The following is a 15,832-nucleotide window of genomic DNA, read 5'->3' on the forward strand; positions in this document are numbered from 1 at the left end:
TTACCTCCTGATCATGCGTATTAACCTGTAAACCATGTCCCCGGTTAGAAATGTAAACGATGTCCCCGGTTTGTACCACCTTCTCCCCCTCCCCCCGCATCAATATCCTTTACGGCGCTAACGGCAGCGGTAAAACCAGCGTGCTGGAAGCCGTGCACCTATTGGGTCTCGCCCGTTCCTTCCGCAGTGCTCGCCTGTTACCCGTGATTCAATACGAACAGCCCGCCTGCACGGTGTTTGGCCAAGTCGAGCTGGCGGAAGGTGGGCATAGCGCCTTGGGTATATCCCGTGATCGCGGCGGTGAGTTTCAAATTCGCATCGATGGGCAGAATGCCCGCAGTGCCGCGCAACTGGCAGAAATCCTGCCATTGCAGTTGATCAACCCCGATAGCTTCCGGCTGTTGGAAGGCGCGCCGAAAATCCGCAGGCAATTCCTCGACTGGGGAGTGTTCCACGTGGAACCACGTTTCATGGCCACTTGGCAGCGCCTGCAGAAGGCCCTTCGGCAGCGGAACTCATGGCTGCGGCATGGTACACTTGACGCCGCTTCGCAAGCGGCCTGGGACCGGGAACTGTGTCTGGCCAGTGACGAAATCGATGAATACCGCCGTGCCTATATCAAAGCCTTGAAACCAGTCTTTGAGCAGACCTTGAGTGAATTGTTGGACCTTGAGGGCCTGACGCTGAGTTACTACCGTGGTTGGGACAAAGAGCGTGAACTGAGTGCAGTGCTCGCCACGTCCTTGCAGCGGGATCAGCAAATTGGCCATACCCAGGCCGGGCCCCAACGGGCTGATTTGCGTCTTAGATTGGGCGCACACAATGCCGCGGACATCTTGTCCCGGGGTCAGCAGAAGTTGGTGGTGTGCGCACTGCGTATTGCCCAGGGTCATCTGGTTAGCCAGGCTCGGCGCGGTCAGTGTATTTATCTGGTGGATGACTTGCCGTCCGAACTCGACGAGCAGCACCGCCGCGCGTTATGCCGCTTGTTGGAAGACTTACGCTGCCAGGTGTTTATCACCTGTGTAGACCACGAATTATTGAGGGAAGGCTGGCAGACGGAAACGCCAGTTGCTTTGTTCCACGTGGAACAGGGCCGTATCACCCAGACCCACGACCATCGGGAGTGAAGGCATGAGCGAAGAAAACACGTACGACTCGACCAGCATTAAAGTGCTGAAAGGTTTGGATGCCGTACGCAAACGTCCCGGTATGTACATTGGCGACACTGATGACGGTAGCGGTCTGCACCACATGGTGTTCGAGGTGGTCGACAACTCCATCGACGAAGCTCTGGCCGGTCACTGCGACGACATCAGCATCATCATCCACCCGGATGAGTCGATTACTGTGCGCGACAACGGTCGCGGCATTCCGGTAGACGTGCACAAAGAAGAAGGCGTTTCGGCGGCAGAGGTCATCATGACCGTGCTCCACGCCGGCGGTAAGTTCGACGATAACTCCTATAAAGTTTCCGGCGGTTTGCACGGTGTAGGTGTGTCGGTGGTGAACGCTCTGTCTGAAGAGCTGATCCTGACCGTACGCCGTAGCGGCAAGATCTGGGAACAGACCTACGTGCACGGTGTTCCACAAGAGCCGATGAAAATCGTGGGTGACAGTGAATCCACTGGTACGCAGATCCATTTCAAGCCCTCGGCTGAAACCTTCAAGAACATCCACTTCAGCTGGGACATCCTCGCCAAGCGGATTCGTGAACTGTCCTTCCTCAACTCCGGTGTGGGTATCGTCCTCAAGGACGAGCGCAGCGGCAAGGAAGAGCTGTTCAAGTACGAAGGCGGCTTGCGTGCGTTCGTTGAATACCTGAACACCAACAAGACTGCGGTCAACCAGGTGTTCCACTTCAATATCCAGCGTGAAGACGGCATTGGCGTTGAGATCGCCCTGCAGTGGAACGACAGCTTCAACGAGAACCTGTTGTGCTTCACCAACAACATTCCACAACGCGATGGCGGTACTCACCTGGTGGGCTTCCGTTCCGCGTTGACGCGTAACCTGAACACCTACATCGAAGCCGAAGGCCTGGCCAAAAAGCACAAAGTTGCCACCACCGGTGACGACGCACGCGAAGGCCTGACCGCGATTATTTCGGTGAAAGTGCCGGACCCGAAATTCAGCTCCCAGACCAAAGACAAGCTGGTGTCTTCCGAAGTGAAGACCGCAGTGGAACAGGAGATGGGCAAGTACTTCTCCGACTTCCTGTTGGAAAACCCGAACGAAGCCAAGCTGGTTGTCGGCAAGATGATCGACGCCGCGCGTGCCCGTGAAGCTGCGCGTAAAGCCCGTGAGATGACCCGCCGTAAAGGCGCGCTGGACATCGCCGGCCTGCCGGGCAAACTGGCTGACTGCCAGGAGAAGGACCCTGCCCTCTCCGAACTGTACCTGGTGGAAGGTGACTCTGCTGGCGGTTCCGCCAAGCAGGGTCGTAACCGTCGCACACAGGCCATCCTGCCGTTGAAGGGTAAGATCCTCAACGTCGAGAAGGCGCGCTTCGACAAGATGATTTCCTCCCAGGAAGTCGGCACCTTGATCACGGCGTTGGGCTGCGGTATCGGCCGTGACGAGTACAACATCGACAAGTTGCGCTACCACAACATCATCATCATGACCGACGCTGACGTCGACGGTTCACACATCCGTACCCTGCTGCTGACCTTCTTCTTCCGTCAGTTGCCGGAGCTGATCGAGCGTGGCTACATCTACATCGCTCAGCCGCCTTTGTACAAAGTGAAAAAGGGCAAGCAAGAGCAATACATCAAAGACGACGACGCCATGGAAGAGTACATGACGCAGTCGGCCCTGGAAGATGCCAGCCTGCACTTGAACGACGAAGCCCCGGGCATTTCCGGTGAGGCGCTGGAGCGTCTGGTTAACGACTTCCGCATGGTGATGAAGACCCTCAAGCGTCTGTCGCGCCTGTACCCGCAGGAACTGACCGAGCACTTTATCTACCTGCCGTCCGTGAGCCTGGAGCAGCTGGGCGATTACGCCCATATGCAGAATTGGCTGGCTCAATACGAAGTGCGCCTGCGCACGTCCGAGAAGTCTGGCCTGGTGTACAAAGCCAGCCTGCGCGAAGACCGTGAACGTAACGTGTGGCTGCCGGAAGTCGAGCTGATTTCCCACGGCCTGTCGAACTACGTCACCTTCAACCGCGATTTCTTCGGCAGTAATGACTACAAGACCGTCGTTACGCTGGGCGCTCAATTGAGCACCCTGTTGGACGACGGCGCTTATATTCAGCGTGGCGAACGCAAGAAGCAGGTCAAGGAATTCAAGGAAGCCCTTGACTGGCTGATGGCTGAAAGCACCAAGCGTCACACCATCCAGCGATACAAAGGTCTCGGGGAAATGAACCCGGATCAGCTGTGGGAAACCACCATGGACCCGGCTCAGCGTCGCATGCTGCGTGTGACCATCGAAGACGCCATTGGCGCAGACCAGATCTTCAACACCCTGATGGGTGATGCGGTCGAGCCTCGTCGTGACTTCATCGAGAGCAATGCCTTGGCGGTGTCCAACCTAGACTTCTGATCAGGTAAACCTGCTAAACCAAAAAAGGCCAGCGCTTAGCGTTGGCCTTTTTTATTGGAAGCATTTTTAAATGCTCCACGTGGAACATCGCGGTTTTTAGCTGTGCGAGGGCAGCGCAACACTTTCCAGCCGGTAGCCGTATCCATAGATGGTCAACAGCTGCCAACCGCGATCCGCCGTCAGCCCCAGCTTGTTACGAAGGCGATAGATATGTGTATCCAGCGGCCGTGAGGAGACCATTTCTTCATGGGTCCAGAAGCGCTCATACAGGTATTCACGAGACAGCGGGCGTGCAAGGTTGGCGAACAAACAGCTGGCCAGGCGGTACTCGCGCTCGGTCAGGTTGATCGGTTTGCCTGCACGGGTGACGGTCAGCTCCGCGTCGTCGAAGGTCAGGTCGTTGAAGCTTTGGGCTTCATGGGTCGCCGACTTCTGCAAACCGTGGCGACGCAATACCGCAGTCACCCGGGCCTTGAGTTCATTAGGGCGAAAAGGCTTGCTCACGTAGTCGTCGGCGCCACTGTTCAGCGCGGTGACGATATCGCTTTCCGCATCGCGGCTGGTGAGCATGATGACGGCAGGGGGCGACTCCATGTGTTCGCGGGTCCAGCGCAGCAATGCAATACCGGTGATATCGGGCAACTGCCAGTCGAGTATCAGCAGGTCAAAGGTTTCCCGGCGTAGTTGGCGCAACAGGTCTTCCCCGCGCTCAAAGCAATGTAGGGTCCAAGGCTGTTCGGAAGTGCTGGGGATTTGTCGCAGTGTCTGTTCCACCCGTCGTAATTCAGCAGGTTCGTCATCCAGTATTGCGACACGCATGTCGTGGTCCTTTCTACTAAAAATATGGCAGCCGACGGCCTTTCAACAAACGGCACATACTGCGCAGTTGCCGGCAGCTGAATCTGAATAATTGTGCGCAGATTCACCAACCCCTTGGATCTCTCGGTACGCTGAAATCAAAGAGCGGTTAACCCATTGAAAGACCTCTTTACCGATGTGGGAAAGATACCGGCTCCCGACGGTAAGTAAAAGGATCAGCCGACACGTGCGCTGCCGTAAACTTATGCGCGCAGATAGGAAATCGCCAACCGTGATCAATCCCCAGCTTGTTTCTCGCTACGCCCTCCCCCCGCTATTCATCGTGGCGCTGAGTGCCGTGGGCGCTTCGGCCAAGATTCGTCCGGCGTATATCGACGACCCGCTGTTTTGCCGTGCACAGCCGCTGCCGGCGGTCGTCCAGCATTTTACCGGCGAAGCCTGGAAGCTTGATCGCCAAGGCAAGGTGATCGAATTGCAGGAAGGCATGACCATTGACGAGCAAGAGAGTGTGAAGACCTCAGCATCGGCATTTGTCAGCCTCCTGTTGGGTGACGGGTCGCGTGTGGTGTTGCCGTCCGATTCGCAGGTCAGGTTGCACTTGGAACCCAGACAATCGGTGCCCCAAGTGATTCTCGAGCATGGCCAGGTCGAGACGTACGTCATCAAGCGCACCAGTGACCACGATCGTTTCCAAATCGTGACGCCAGTGGGAGTGCTGGGCGTGCGTGGTACGCACTTTCGGGTGCGTGCCGATGGGGCGCAATCGGTGCTCGAAGTGCTGGATGGCCAAGTGGCAGTTAGCCGCGAGAAGAAAACCAGCTTCGTCGACGACGAGGTAAAAGTCGGTGCCCGGCAAGGCCTGTTATTCAAGAAACAGGGCGACCTGAACCCCGTGGAGTTACTCAGCGCCCCCAAGCTTATCGGCCAGGACGGGCAGAAAGGCGATGCGCCGGTCTGGAGCCTGTACCTGCGACCTCTGCCCGGTGCGCAGCGTTATCGCGCCCAGGTAGCCACCGATAAATCCTTTATGAACATCAAGCAGGAAAACTTTTCCAGGTCGCCAAAAATGAGCTTCACTGGGCTCAAAGCGTCGTTCTATCACGTGCGTGTGTCGGCCTACGACGAACACGGCCTGGAAGGGGAAACCGGCGTTTATGACATCTTCTATTACCCGCCAACCGCACAGGCGCGTTGAACCATGATGCTCTGGGGCAAGGCCGAAAAACGTCAACCTACTCACGCCCAGCGGCTGTTCCACCGCTTGGTGCGTGAGTGGTTGTGGATCGGCCTGCTGTTGTTGCCCATCACTGCCTACCTGTCGTTGAGCCCGGGCCTGGCCCTCAACAACCCGCTGTATGACAGCCTTCGCCGCCTGGCGCCGCTTCCCGTGGACCCGCGCATCTTGCTGGTCACCATCGATGACGCCAGCCTCAAGAAGCTCGGCCAGTGGCCCTGGCCGCGCAGCTTGCATGCCGACCTGATCGACCGTCTGAGCGCAGCGCAACCGGCCGCTATTCTGTTCGACGTGATCTTCAGCGAACCGGGCGACCCGGCCCACGACCAACGCTTGGCCGACGCGGTGTGCAACGCCGGTAACGTCTTGCTGCCCTTGGTGCGTGAAGGGCCGGGCAACTACAGCCAACCGGGCGGGCAACTGTTGGCCCTGCTCAAATGTGCCAAGGGCGTGGGCCATATCAATGTTGAGGCCGACAGCGACGGCGTGGTCCGCAGCCTGTATATGCGCGAGGGCCCACCCGATACCACGGCGCCCCAGCTGGCGTGGCTGGCCTACGAGATGAGTGGTCAACTGGCAGAGATGCCTGGTGTGCCCCAGGAACCGATTAACGCGCAATGGCACCGCGAACACGCGATCCGCATCCCGTTCATCGCGCCCCACACCCACTTTCCCAGTGTGTCGTATGCCAGCGTATTGCGCGGTGAAGTTTCGCCTGAACGGCTGCGTAACCGCCTGATCCTGGTGGGCGCCACCGCGTCCGGCATGGGCGATCGGTTTGTGACGCCGCTCTCCTCCACGGTCGGCACCACGGCGGGTGTCGAGATCCAGGCCAACGTGCTCAACGGCTTGCTGCAGGGACGCAGCATCGTGGATTTGCCAGGCTGGCTGGCGGCAACTATAGCGACTTCCCTGGTGGCGCTGCTTTTGGGCCTGCTGCTCTATCGCCCGCGTTATGCGCTGTGGATGACCTTGGGTTGCATGGTCGCGGCGCTGCTCGGCTCATGGGCCCTGTTGCGGCTGGGCCATTGGTGGTCGCCGGCGGCCTGCCTGATCGGCTTGCTGCTCAGCTACTTGATCTGGAACTGGCGCCGCCTCAGCGTGATCCTTGCCTACTTCGGTTGGGAACTGGCGCGCCTGGATAACGAGCCCAAAGTGCTGCCCGAACGCCGCCGCGCACCGGCCAGCAAAGGTGATGTGTTGCAGGGGCGCATCTTTGCCCTGGAGCAGGCCGTCAGCCGCACGCGCGATACCCGGCGCTTTATGGCCGACGGCCTGGAGTGCCTGCCAGTGGCGACCCTGATTACCGACCCAAAGGGCAATATCCTGCTGGCCAACCGCATCGCCCGCGACGTATTCGGCAATGACCTGGTCAGCCAGAACCTGCTGGAGCAACTGGCCGACCTGGGTTACCCGCCGCTGCACAACGGCGTACGCCCCGCCCTCTCGGTACTGGAATTGGTTGAGTTCCGCGACATTCACCAACGCAGCCTGCGCATGGAGCTTGCGCCCTTGCTACCGGCCGAAGGGGACGTGGCGCTTGGCTGGCTGCTGAGCCTCACCGACCTGAGCAAGGAGCGTGAGGCCCAGCAGCATCGGGAAACCATGCTGCGCTTTCTCTCCCACGACTTGCGGGCACCGCATTCGGCGATTCTCGCACTGCTGGACGTGCACGCCGGTGAGTCACCGGTATTTGCCCAAATTGAACAACAGGTGCGCCGCGCCTTAAGCCTTACCGAATCCTTCGTCCAACTGGCCAAGGCCGAGGCCGATGGTTATCACTTCCAGCCCACGCTGTTTGCCATGCTGGTGATGGACGCGTTCGACCAAGTGGCGGTGATCGCCCAGCTTAAAGCGATTCATGTGGTCCACGACCTGGATGAAGCCGATGAGGGCATGGTGTCAGCCGACCAATCGCTGCTCACCCGTGCGTTGTTCAACGTGCTGGAGAACGCCGTCAAATATTCGCCTTCCGGTACCACCGTGCGTTTAAGGCACGCCATCACCGATGGCTGGCTGGAATGCCGCATCAGCGACCAGGGCCCGGGGATTGCTGCACAGGATTTGCCGGAGCTGTTCAGCCAGTACAAACGCTTTGATTCTGCCCAGGGCAGCGAAGGCCTGGGGTTGGGGCTGACCATGGTCAAGGCGGTGGTGGAGCGTCATGGCGGGCGCGTCAGCTGCGAAAGCACGGTGGGTAAAGGCACGACGTTCAGCGTGCAATTGCCGTTGCTGGAGGACTAAAAAAGCCCACTTTTGTGCTGTGCATAAAAAACCGGTCTCAAGGACCGGTTTTTTACTGCGGAAAAAACTTATGCACCATTTTGGCGATTTTATGAGCTTGAGAAATATGTAAGTAAATCAGCTTCTTATAAGACAAAAACGGCAATTCGCCAACAAACCGTACACAGGTTATCCACAGATGCTCAGATCGCCGGCGTGTCGACTACCACCGGCTCCGGCGGCAACGAACCCATGGCCCGCTGCTGCGCTTCATTCCAGGCCTGGGCGCGGTCATTCAGCGCTGCGATAGCCCGTGGGCCCTCGCCTTCGGCATACATCGGTTCGCCAATCACCACGGTGATGGTGCCCTCACGTTTGGCCCAACCTGTCTTGGGCCAGAACTTGCCGGCGTTATGCGCAATCGGCAACACCGGCAGGTTGGCATTCACCGCCAAAGCGGTACCACCGCGTGAGAACTTGCCCACAGTGCCGTAGGGCACACGAGTACCCTCGGGGAAGATCAGCACCCAAACGCCGTCCTTGAGCAACTCGTCACCCTTCTTGGCCACGTGCTTGAGCGCCGCCTTGGGGTTGTCACGGTCAATCGCGATCGGACGCAGCATGGCCATCGCCCAACCGAAGAAGGGTACGTACAGCAGCTCACGCTTGAGCACCTGGCTCAGGGGCGAGAAATACGCCGACAGAAAGAACGTCTCCCAGGTGCTCTGGTGGTTCGACAGAATCACGCAGGGCTGGTCCGGCACGTTCTCGGCGCCCTTGATCTCGAAGCGAATGCCCAGGAATACCTTGGACAGCCACAACGCGCAGCGGCACCAATAGACGTTGATAAAGCGGTAGCGCGCCTTGAACGGCAGGAAGGGTGCAATAAAAAAGCTCAGGGTGCACCAGAGAAACGAACTGGTGCCCAACAGCAGGTAAAAGAAAAAGGTTCTGATGGCCTGCAAAATCGACATGGCGGCATTTACCGTTGCGGGACACGGCCCGCCTGTTAAAAGCGCACTCCCGATCAATCCTTGGTCAGGAAGTCGAGGGCGGCTAGTTGTTGATAAGTTCTGCGGCAATCGCCGCCAGATCGTCAAAAATCAAGGTGCCTACCGGCAGGTTTTTCGCCTGGGTCTTTTCGCCTTTCCCGGTCTTTACCAAAACTGGCTGAGAGTCGACGGCTTTGGCCGCCTCCAGGTCACCGAGGCTGTCCCCGACGAACCATATCCCAGCTAACGGCACCTTGTAATGTTCTGCAATGGTTTTCAACATGCCAGGCTTGGGTTTGCGGCAATCGCAGCCCTCATCCGGCCCATGGGGGCAGTACACCACCAACCCCACCTCACCGCCCTGCTCGGCCACCAACGTGCGCAAGCGCGCGTGCATGGCGTCCAGGGTAGCGATGTCGTAGTAGCCACGGGCGATGCCGGACTGGTTGGTGGCGATGGCCACCGTCCAGCCGGCTTTGCTCAACTGCGCGATGGCCTCGATCGAGCCGGGCAGTGGAATCCATTCCGCCACCGACTTGATGTAAGCGTCGGAGTCGTAATTGATCACCCCGTCCCGATCGAGAATCAGCAGTTTCAACATGGTCAGCTCAGTGTGGAGATGTCGGCGATATTGACGAACAGGCCGCGCAGGCGCGCCAGCATGGCGTAGCGGTTTTTCCGCACACCCGCGTCTTCCGCGTTGATCATCACCGCTTCGAAGAACGCATCCACCGGCTCACGCAAGGTGGCCAGGCGTGCCAGGGCTTCGGCGTAGTTGCGTTCGGCGATCAGCGGCTTCACTGCGTTTTCTGCCTTGGCGATGGCCGAGTTCAGCGAGAACTCCTTGGCATCGGCAAACAGGCCTGGGTCGACATCGGCATTGCCCAGGCCTTCGGCCTTGCTCAGCAGGTTCGACACACGCTTGTTCACCGCGGCCAGGGCATCGGCTTCCGGCAGTTTGCGAAACGCCTGTACGGCTTGTACGCGTTGGTCGAAGTCCAGCGCCGAACCCGGTTGCAGGGCACGTACCGACAGGTAGACGGAAACGTCCACGCCTTCGTCTTCATAACGCGCACGCAGGCGGTCGAACACGAATTCCAGCACTTGCTCGGCGAGGCCGGCTTGCTTGACCTTGGCACCGAACTGGCCGACGGCGAACACCACGGCCTGGGTCAGGTCGAGGTCGAGCTTCTTGTCGATCAGGATGCGCAGCACGCCCAGGGCCGCACGGCGCAGGGCATACGGGTCTTTGCTGCCGGTGGGCAGCATGCCGATACCGAAGATGCCTACGAGGGTATCCAGCTTGTCGGCGATGGCCACGGCCGCACCGGTGAGGGTGGTCGGCAGCTCGGCGCCGGCACCGCGCGGCATGTACTGCTCGTTCAGCGCCAGGGCCACGTCGTCGGCTTCGCCATCGTTGAGGGCGTAGTAATAGCCGGCAACACCTTGCATCTCAGGGAACTCGCCGACCATCTCGGTGGCCAGGTCGCACTTGGACAGCAGACCCGCACGCGCAGCCCAGGCAGCATCGCCGCCAATGCGAGGCGCGATGTAGGCCGCCAGCTTGGAAACGCGCACGGCTTTGTCGTAGACGCTGCCGAGTTTTTCCTGGAACACCACGTTTTGCAGGCGCAGGTTGAAGTCTTCGAGCTTCGACTTCTTGTCTTGCTTGAAGAAGAACTCAGCGTCGGTCAGGCGCGGGCGAACGACTTTTTCGTTACCGGCGATGATCTGCTGCGGGTCCTTGCTCTCGATGTTGGCCACGGTGATAAAGCGCGGCAGCAACTTGCCGTCCACGTCCAGCAGGCAGAAGTACTTCTGGTTGTCCTGCATGGTGGTGATCAGCGCTTCTTGCGGCACGTCGAGGAAACGTTCTTCAAACGAGCACACCAGCGGCACCGGCCATTCAACCAGCGCGGTCACTTCGTCGAGCAGGCTCGGCGGCACGATGGCCGTGCCTTCCTGCAGGCGGGCCAGCTCTTCGGTGCGCTTGCTGATCAGCTCGCGACGCTCGTTGGCATCGGCCAGCACGTACGCGGCACGCAGGTCGGCGGCGTAGTTGGCCGGCGAGGTGATACGCACAGCTTCTGGATGGTGGAAGCGATGACCACGGGAGTCACGGCCGGCCTTCTGGGCTAGGATGGTGCAATCGATGACCTGGTCACCGAGCAGCATCACCAGCCATTGGGTTGGGCGGACAAACTCTTCCTTGCGTGCACCCCAGCGCATGCGCTTGGGGATCGGCAGGTCGTTGAGGGAGTCTTCAACGATGGTCGGCAACAGGCTGGCGGTCGGCTTGCCGGTGATCACCTGGCTGAAACGCAGCTTCGGGCCGCTCTGGTCGATCTCGCTCAGCTCAACGCCACACTTCTTGGCAAAACCCAGGGCGGCCTGGGTCGGGTTGCCTTCGGCGTCGAACGCGGCCTGGCGCGGCGGGCCGTCGAGGTTGATGCTGCGGTCCGGCTGCTGGGTTTCCAGCGCGGTCAGCAACACCGCCAGGCGACGCGGCGCGGCGTAGACTTTTTTCGCTTCAAACTTCAGGCCGGCGCTTTGCAGGCCTTTTTCGATACCGGCCAGGAATGCATCGGCCAGGGTATTGAGTGCCTTGGGTGGCAGCTCTTCGGTGCCCAGTTCAACCAGGAAATCTTGAGCACTCATTGTGCAGCCTCCAGCTTAGCCAACACTTCATCACGCAAATCCGGGGTTGCCATCGGGAAGCCCAGCTTGGCGCGAGCCAGCAGGTAGGCTTGGGCGACGGAACGCGCCAGGGTGCGTACACGCAGGATGTATTGCTGGCGCGCGGTAACCGAGATGGCACGGCGGGCGTCCAGCAGGTTGAAGGTATGGGAGGCCTTCAACACCATTTCATAGCTTGGCAGCGGCAGCGGCTGGTCAAGTTCGATCAGGCGCTTGGCTTCGCTTTCATAGAAGTCGAACAGTTCGAACAGCTTGTCGACGTTGGCGTGTTCGAAGTTGTAAGTGGATTGCTCCACCTCGTTCTGGTGGAACACGTCGCCGTAGGTGACTTTGCCGAACGGGCCGTCAGCCCACACCAGGTCGTAGACCGAATCCACGCCTTGCAGGTACATGGCCAGGCGCTCGAGGCCGTAGGTGATTTCGCCGGTCACCGGGTAGCACTCGATGCCGCCCGCTTGCTGGAAGTAGGTGAACTGCGTGACTTCCATGCCGTTGAGCCAGACTTCCCAGCCCAGCCCCCAGGCGCCCAGGGTTGGCGACTCCCAGTTGTCTTCGACGAAACGGATGTCGTGCACCAACGGGTCGAGGCCCACGTGCTTGAGCGAGCCCAGGTACAGTTCCTGGAAGTTGTCCGGGTTCGGCTTCAGGACTACCTGGAACTGATAGTAGTGCTGCAGACGGTTCGGGTTTTCGCCGTAGCGGCCGTCAGTCGGGCGACGACTGGGCTGCACATAAGCGGCGTTCCAGGTTTCCGGACCGATGGCCCGCAGGAATGTAGCGGTGTGGAAAGTGCCGGCGCCTACTTCCATATCGTAGGGCTGAAGTACCACACAACCTTGCTCGGCCCAGTATTGCTGGAGGGCGAGGATCAAGTCTTGGAAGGTACGCACGGCTGGCGTAGGCTGGCTCACGAAATTCACCTGTTACTTGGGCTGCGATTTAAAGAGCGGGAGTATACCCGATTCGGCCGCGCCACCATCCCCTGGAGCCTTATGCCACGCTGCTTTTGGTGTTCTGAAGATCCGCTGTACATGGCTTATCACGATCAGGAGTGGGGAACGCCGCTGCGCGATGCGCAGGGCTTGTTCGAGTTGCTTTTGCTCGAAGGGTTCCAGGCGGGCCTGTCCTGGATCACCGTTTTACGCAAACGCGAGCATTATCGAAAGGTCTTGTTCGGTTTTGATGCACAGCGCCTGGCGCGCCTGAGCGATGCAGAGATCGAAGCGCTGATGCTCGACCCGGGCATTGTGCGTAATCGCTTGAAGCTCAACGCCACCCGACGCAATGCCGCCGCCTGGCTGGCGCTGGAGGACCCCGTGAAGCTGCTTTGGTCCTTCGTTGGCGGCGTGCCCAAGGTCAATCACTTCAAGGATCGCAGCGAGGTCCCGGCAATAACCCCCGAGGCCGAAGCCATGAGCAAGGCCCTGAAAAAAGCCGGCTTCACCTTCGTTGGCCCGACCATCTGCTACGCCTTCATGCAGGCCTCGGGCATGGTCATGGACCACACTCAAGACTGCGACCGTTACGCGGACCTGGCCAACGCCGGTTAGAATGCGCGCTTTGCGCACCCCCCACGAACAGGAGTGACCTGTGGAAAAGTTTAAAGGCGCCTTGCTGGTAGGCGCTCTCCGGTTGTTTGCCCTGCTGCCCTGGCGCGCGGTCCAGGCCGTCGGCACGGCGATCGGCTGGATCATGTGGAAAACCCCCAACCGCTCGCGCGAGACGGTGCGGATCAACCTCTCCAAATGCTTCCCGGATATGGACCCCGACGCCCGCGAGCGCCTGGTGGGCCAGAGCCTGATGGACATCGGCAAGTCCCTGACCGAAAGTGCCTGCGCCTGGATCTGGCCGGCCCAACGCTCCATCGACCTGGTGCGCGAAGTCGAAGGCCTCGACGTGCTGCACGACGCCCTGGCCTCGGGCAAAGGCGTGGTCGGCATCACCAGCCACCTGGGCAACTGGGAAGTGTTGAACCACTTCTATTGCAACCAGTGCAAACCGATCATTTTCTACCGCCCGCCCAAGCTCAAGGCGGTGGACGAGTTGTTGCGCAAGCAGCGCGTGCAGCTGGGTAACCGTGTGGCGGCGTCGACCAAGGAAGGCATCCTCAGTGTGATCAAGGAAGTGCGCAAAGGCGGCCAGGTGGGTATTCCCGCCGACCCGGAGCCGGCGGAATCCGCGGGGATCTTTGTGCCGTTCTTTGCCACCCAGGCGCTGACCAGCAAGTTCGTGCCCAACATGTTGGCGGGTCACAAGGCCGTGGGCGTATTCCTGCACGCCCTGCGACTACCGGACGGCTCGGGTTACAAAGTGATTCTCGAAGCGGCGCCGGAAGACATGTACAGCACCGATACTGCCACGTCCTGCGCGGCGATGAGCAAGGTGGTGGAGCGTTATGTGGGGGCGTATCCGAGCCAGTATATGTGGAGCATGAAACGCTTCAAGAAACGCCCGCCGGGTGAAGAGCGGTGGTACTGACTTAAGGTCGGCACTAAACCAATGTGGGAGGGGGCTTGCTCCCGATTGCAGTCTGTCAGCTACTGATATGTGCCTGACATACCGCTATCGGGGGCAAGCCCCCTCCCACATTTGAGTCCTGCATTAAGCCTGGCGGTCGAGTTTTTTCAGGAACACGGTCATCTCTTTCTCGGCCTGCTTGTCGCCATGGGCCTGGGCCGCTTCAATGCCCTTCTCCCACGCCTGTCGGGCTGCAGCACTGTCACCCTGCGCTTGCTGCGCCTTCCCCAACAACTTCCACGCCGCGGAATACTTGGGGTCAAACTCGACACACTTGCGCAAATGCTCCGCCGCCTTGGCATTCTCCTTCAAATCCAGATAACCCTTGCCCAAGCCAAAGCGCAGCAACGAATTATCCACACCCTTGGCGAGCATTTTTTCCAGGGACTCCAGCATCGGTTCACTCCTTGATCAGAAAAAGCTCAATCCCACGTGGAACAGTTTCTCCACATCGCGGATATGTTTCTTATCCACAAGGAACAGGATCACATGGTCACCGGTAGCAATCACCGTATCGTCGTGGGCAATGATCACTTCTTCATCGCGAATAATCGCGCCGATGGTGGTGCCCGGTGGCAAGCCGATGTCGCGGATGGCCTTGCCGATCACCTTGCTCGATTTTGAATCACCATGGGCAATCGCCTCGATGGCTTCCGCCGCGCCTCGGCGCAGGGAGTGCACGCTGACGATATCGCCACGTCGCACGTGGGCCAGCAAGGTGCCGATGGTGGCCAGCTGCGGGCTGATGGCGATGTCGATATCGCCGCCCTGGATCAGGTCCACATAGGCCGGGTTGTTGATGATGGTCATCACTTTCTTCGCCCCCAACCGCTTGGCCAGCAGCGACGACATGATGTTGGCTTCGTCATCGTTGGTCAGGGCCAGGAAGATGTCGGCGTCGGCGATGTTCTCTTCCATCAGCAGGTCGCGGTCCGAGGCGCTGCCCTGAAGTACGACGGTGCTGTCGAGGGTGTCGGACAAATGCCGGCAGCGCGCCGGGCTCATCTCGATGATCTTCACCTGGTAGCGGCTTTCGATGGCCTCGGCCAGGCGCTCGCCGATCTGCCCGCCGCCGGCGATGACGATGCGTTTGTAGGTCTCGTCCAGCCGGCGCATTTCGCTCATCACTGCACGAATATTCGCTTTGGCGGCGATGAAAAACACCTCGTCGTCGGCCTCGATCACGGTGTCGCCCTGGGGCAGGATCGGCCGGTCACGACGGAAAATCGCCGCGACGCGGGTTTCCACATTCGGCATGTGTTCACGCAGTTGGCGCAGTTGCTGGCCGACCAAAGGGCCGCCGTAGTAGGCCTTGACCGCCACCAGCTGGGCCTTGCCGCCGGCGAAGTCGATCACCTGCAAGGCGCCGGGAATCTCGATCAGGCGCTTGATGTAGTGGGTCACCACCTGTTCGGGGCTGATCAGCACATCCACCGGGATCGCGTCGTTGTCGAACAGGCCGGCGCGGGTCAGGTACGCGGCTTCGCGCACACGGGCGATCTTGGTCGGGGTGTGGAACAGGGTGTGCGCGACCTGGCAGGCAACCATATTGGTTTCATCGCTGTTGGTCACGGCCACCAGCATGTCGGCATCGTCGGCGCCGGCCTGACGCAGCACCGTAGGAAACGACGCACGGCCCTGTACGGTGCGGATGTCCAGGCGGTCGCCCAAATCGCGCAGGCGCTCGGCGTCGGTGTCGACCACCGTGATGTCATTGGCTTCGCTGGCCAAATGCTCAGCCAGTGTGCCGCCAACCTGCCCTGCCCCAAGGATGATGATTTTCATCCGGTCACTCCCT

13 protein-coding genes are annotated in these 15,832 nt (G+C 59.8%); 6 read left to right on the top strand and 7 right to left on the bottom strand.

The window, feature by feature from the left end; genetic code table 11:
* Positions 1-59 precede the first annotated feature (59 nt).
* A complete protein-coding gene (gene recF / locus AC0IYH_RS27075) occupies positions 60-1,130 on the top strand; it encodes a DNA replication/repair protein RecF (RefSeq protein WP_471837127.1) in 1,071 nt (356 codons plus the stop codon).
* Between the two features lie 4 nt (positions 1,131-1,134).
* Complete coding sequence (gyrB, locus tag AC0IYH_RS27080) at positions 1,135-3,552, top strand: DNA topoisomerase (ATP-hydrolyzing) subunit B (protein ID WP_471837128.1); 2,418 nt, start codon at positions 1,135-1,137, stop codon at positions 3,550-3,552.
* Between the two features lie 96 nt (positions 3,553-3,648).
* Here gyrB and AC0IYH_RS27085 read toward each other — a convergent pair whose 3' ends face one another.
* Positions 3,649-4,371: a response regulator transcription factor gene (locus tag AC0IYH_RS27085; protein ID WP_471837129.1), complete on the bottom strand. Its 723-nt coding sequence runs from the start codon at positions 4,369-4,371 to the stop codon at positions 3,649-3,651.
* A gap of 244 nt (positions 4,372-4,615) precedes the next feature.
* Between AC0IYH_RS27085 and AC0IYH_RS27090 the strand changes: the two genes are divergently transcribed.
* Complete coding sequence (locus AC0IYH_RS27090; RefSeq protein ID WP_471837131.1) at positions 4,616-5,566, top strand: FecR family protein; 951 nt, start codon at positions 4,616-4,618, stop codon at positions 5,564-5,566.
* 3 nt (positions 5,567-5,569) lie between these two features.
* A complete protein-coding gene (locus tag AC0IYH_RS27095) occupies positions 5,570-7,849 on the top strand; it encodes a CHASE2 domain-containing protein (RefSeq protein ID WP_471837133.1) in 2,280 nt (759 codons plus the stop codon).
* A 182-nt stretch (positions 7,850-8,031) separates the two neighbouring features.
* Here AC0IYH_RS27095 and AC0IYH_RS27100 read toward each other — a convergent pair whose 3' ends face one another.
* The 4 genes from AC0IYH_RS27100 to glyQ all read right to left on the bottom strand — a co-directional run bounded on the left by AC0IYH_RS27100 (position 8,032) and on the right by glyQ (position 12,428).
* The gene (locus AC0IYH_RS27100; RefSeq protein ID WP_116627114.1) at positions 8,032-8,802 is read right to left on the bottom strand and encodes a lysophospholipid acyltransferase family protein; all 771 of its coding nucleotides are present in this window, start codon (positions 8,800-8,802) and stop codon (positions 8,032-8,034) included.
* A gap of 82 nt (positions 8,803-8,884) precedes the next feature.
* Complete coding sequence (gene gmhB, locus AC0IYH_RS27105) at positions 8,885-9,421, bottom strand: D-glycero-beta-D-manno-heptose 1,7-bisphosphate 7-phosphatase (RefSeq protein ID WP_163821492.1); 537 nt, start codon at positions 9,419-9,421, stop codon at positions 8,885-8,887.
* Positions 9,422-9,423: 2 nt separating this feature from the next.
* A complete protein-coding gene (gene glyS, locus AC0IYH_RS27110; RefSeq protein WP_116627115.1) occupies positions 9,424-11,478 on the bottom strand; it encodes a glycine--tRNA ligase subunit beta in 2,055 nt (684 codons plus the stop codon).
* Complete coding sequence (gene glyQ / locus AC0IYH_RS27115) at positions 11,475-12,428, bottom strand: glycine--tRNA ligase subunit alpha (protein ID WP_003187265.1); 954 nt, start codon at positions 12,426-12,428, stop codon at positions 11,475-11,477. The genes glyS and glyQ overlap by 4 nt, the downstream gene beginning before the upstream one ends.
* An 81-nt stretch (positions 12,429-12,509) precedes the next feature.
* On the opposite strand from glyQ, the gene AC0IYH_RS27120 reads away from it, so the two are divergent.
* Positions 12,510-13,067 (top strand): DNA-3-methyladenine glycosylase I, encoded by a 558-nt coding sequence (locus tag AC0IYH_RS27120; protein WP_471837136.1) that lies wholly within the window; start codon positions 12,510-12,512, stop codon positions 13,065-13,067.
* A 40-nt stretch (positions 13,068-13,107) separates the two neighbouring features.
* Entirely contained in the window at positions 13,108-13,995 is an 888-nt protein-coding gene (locus AC0IYH_RS27125) for a lysophospholipid acyltransferase (protein WP_116627117.1), read from the top strand.
* Positions 13,996-14,118: 123 nt separating this feature from the next.
* Here AC0IYH_RS27125 and AC0IYH_RS27130 read toward each other — a convergent pair whose 3' ends face one another.
* A complete protein-coding gene (locus AC0IYH_RS27130) occupies positions 14,119-14,430 on the bottom strand; it encodes a tetratricopeptide repeat protein (protein WP_116627118.1) in 312 nt (103 codons plus the stop codon).
* A 15-nt stretch (positions 14,431-14,445) separates the two neighbouring features.
* Positions 14,446-15,819 (bottom strand): Trk system potassium transporter TrkA, encoded by a 1,374-nt coding sequence (gene trkA / locus AC0IYH_RS27135; protein WP_116627119.1) that lies wholly within the window; start codon positions 15,817-15,819, stop codon positions 14,446-14,448.
* Positions 15,820-15,832: the final 13 nt, after the last annotated feature.

It is taken from the genome of Pseudomonas sp. AC463 (assembly GCF_979253585.1).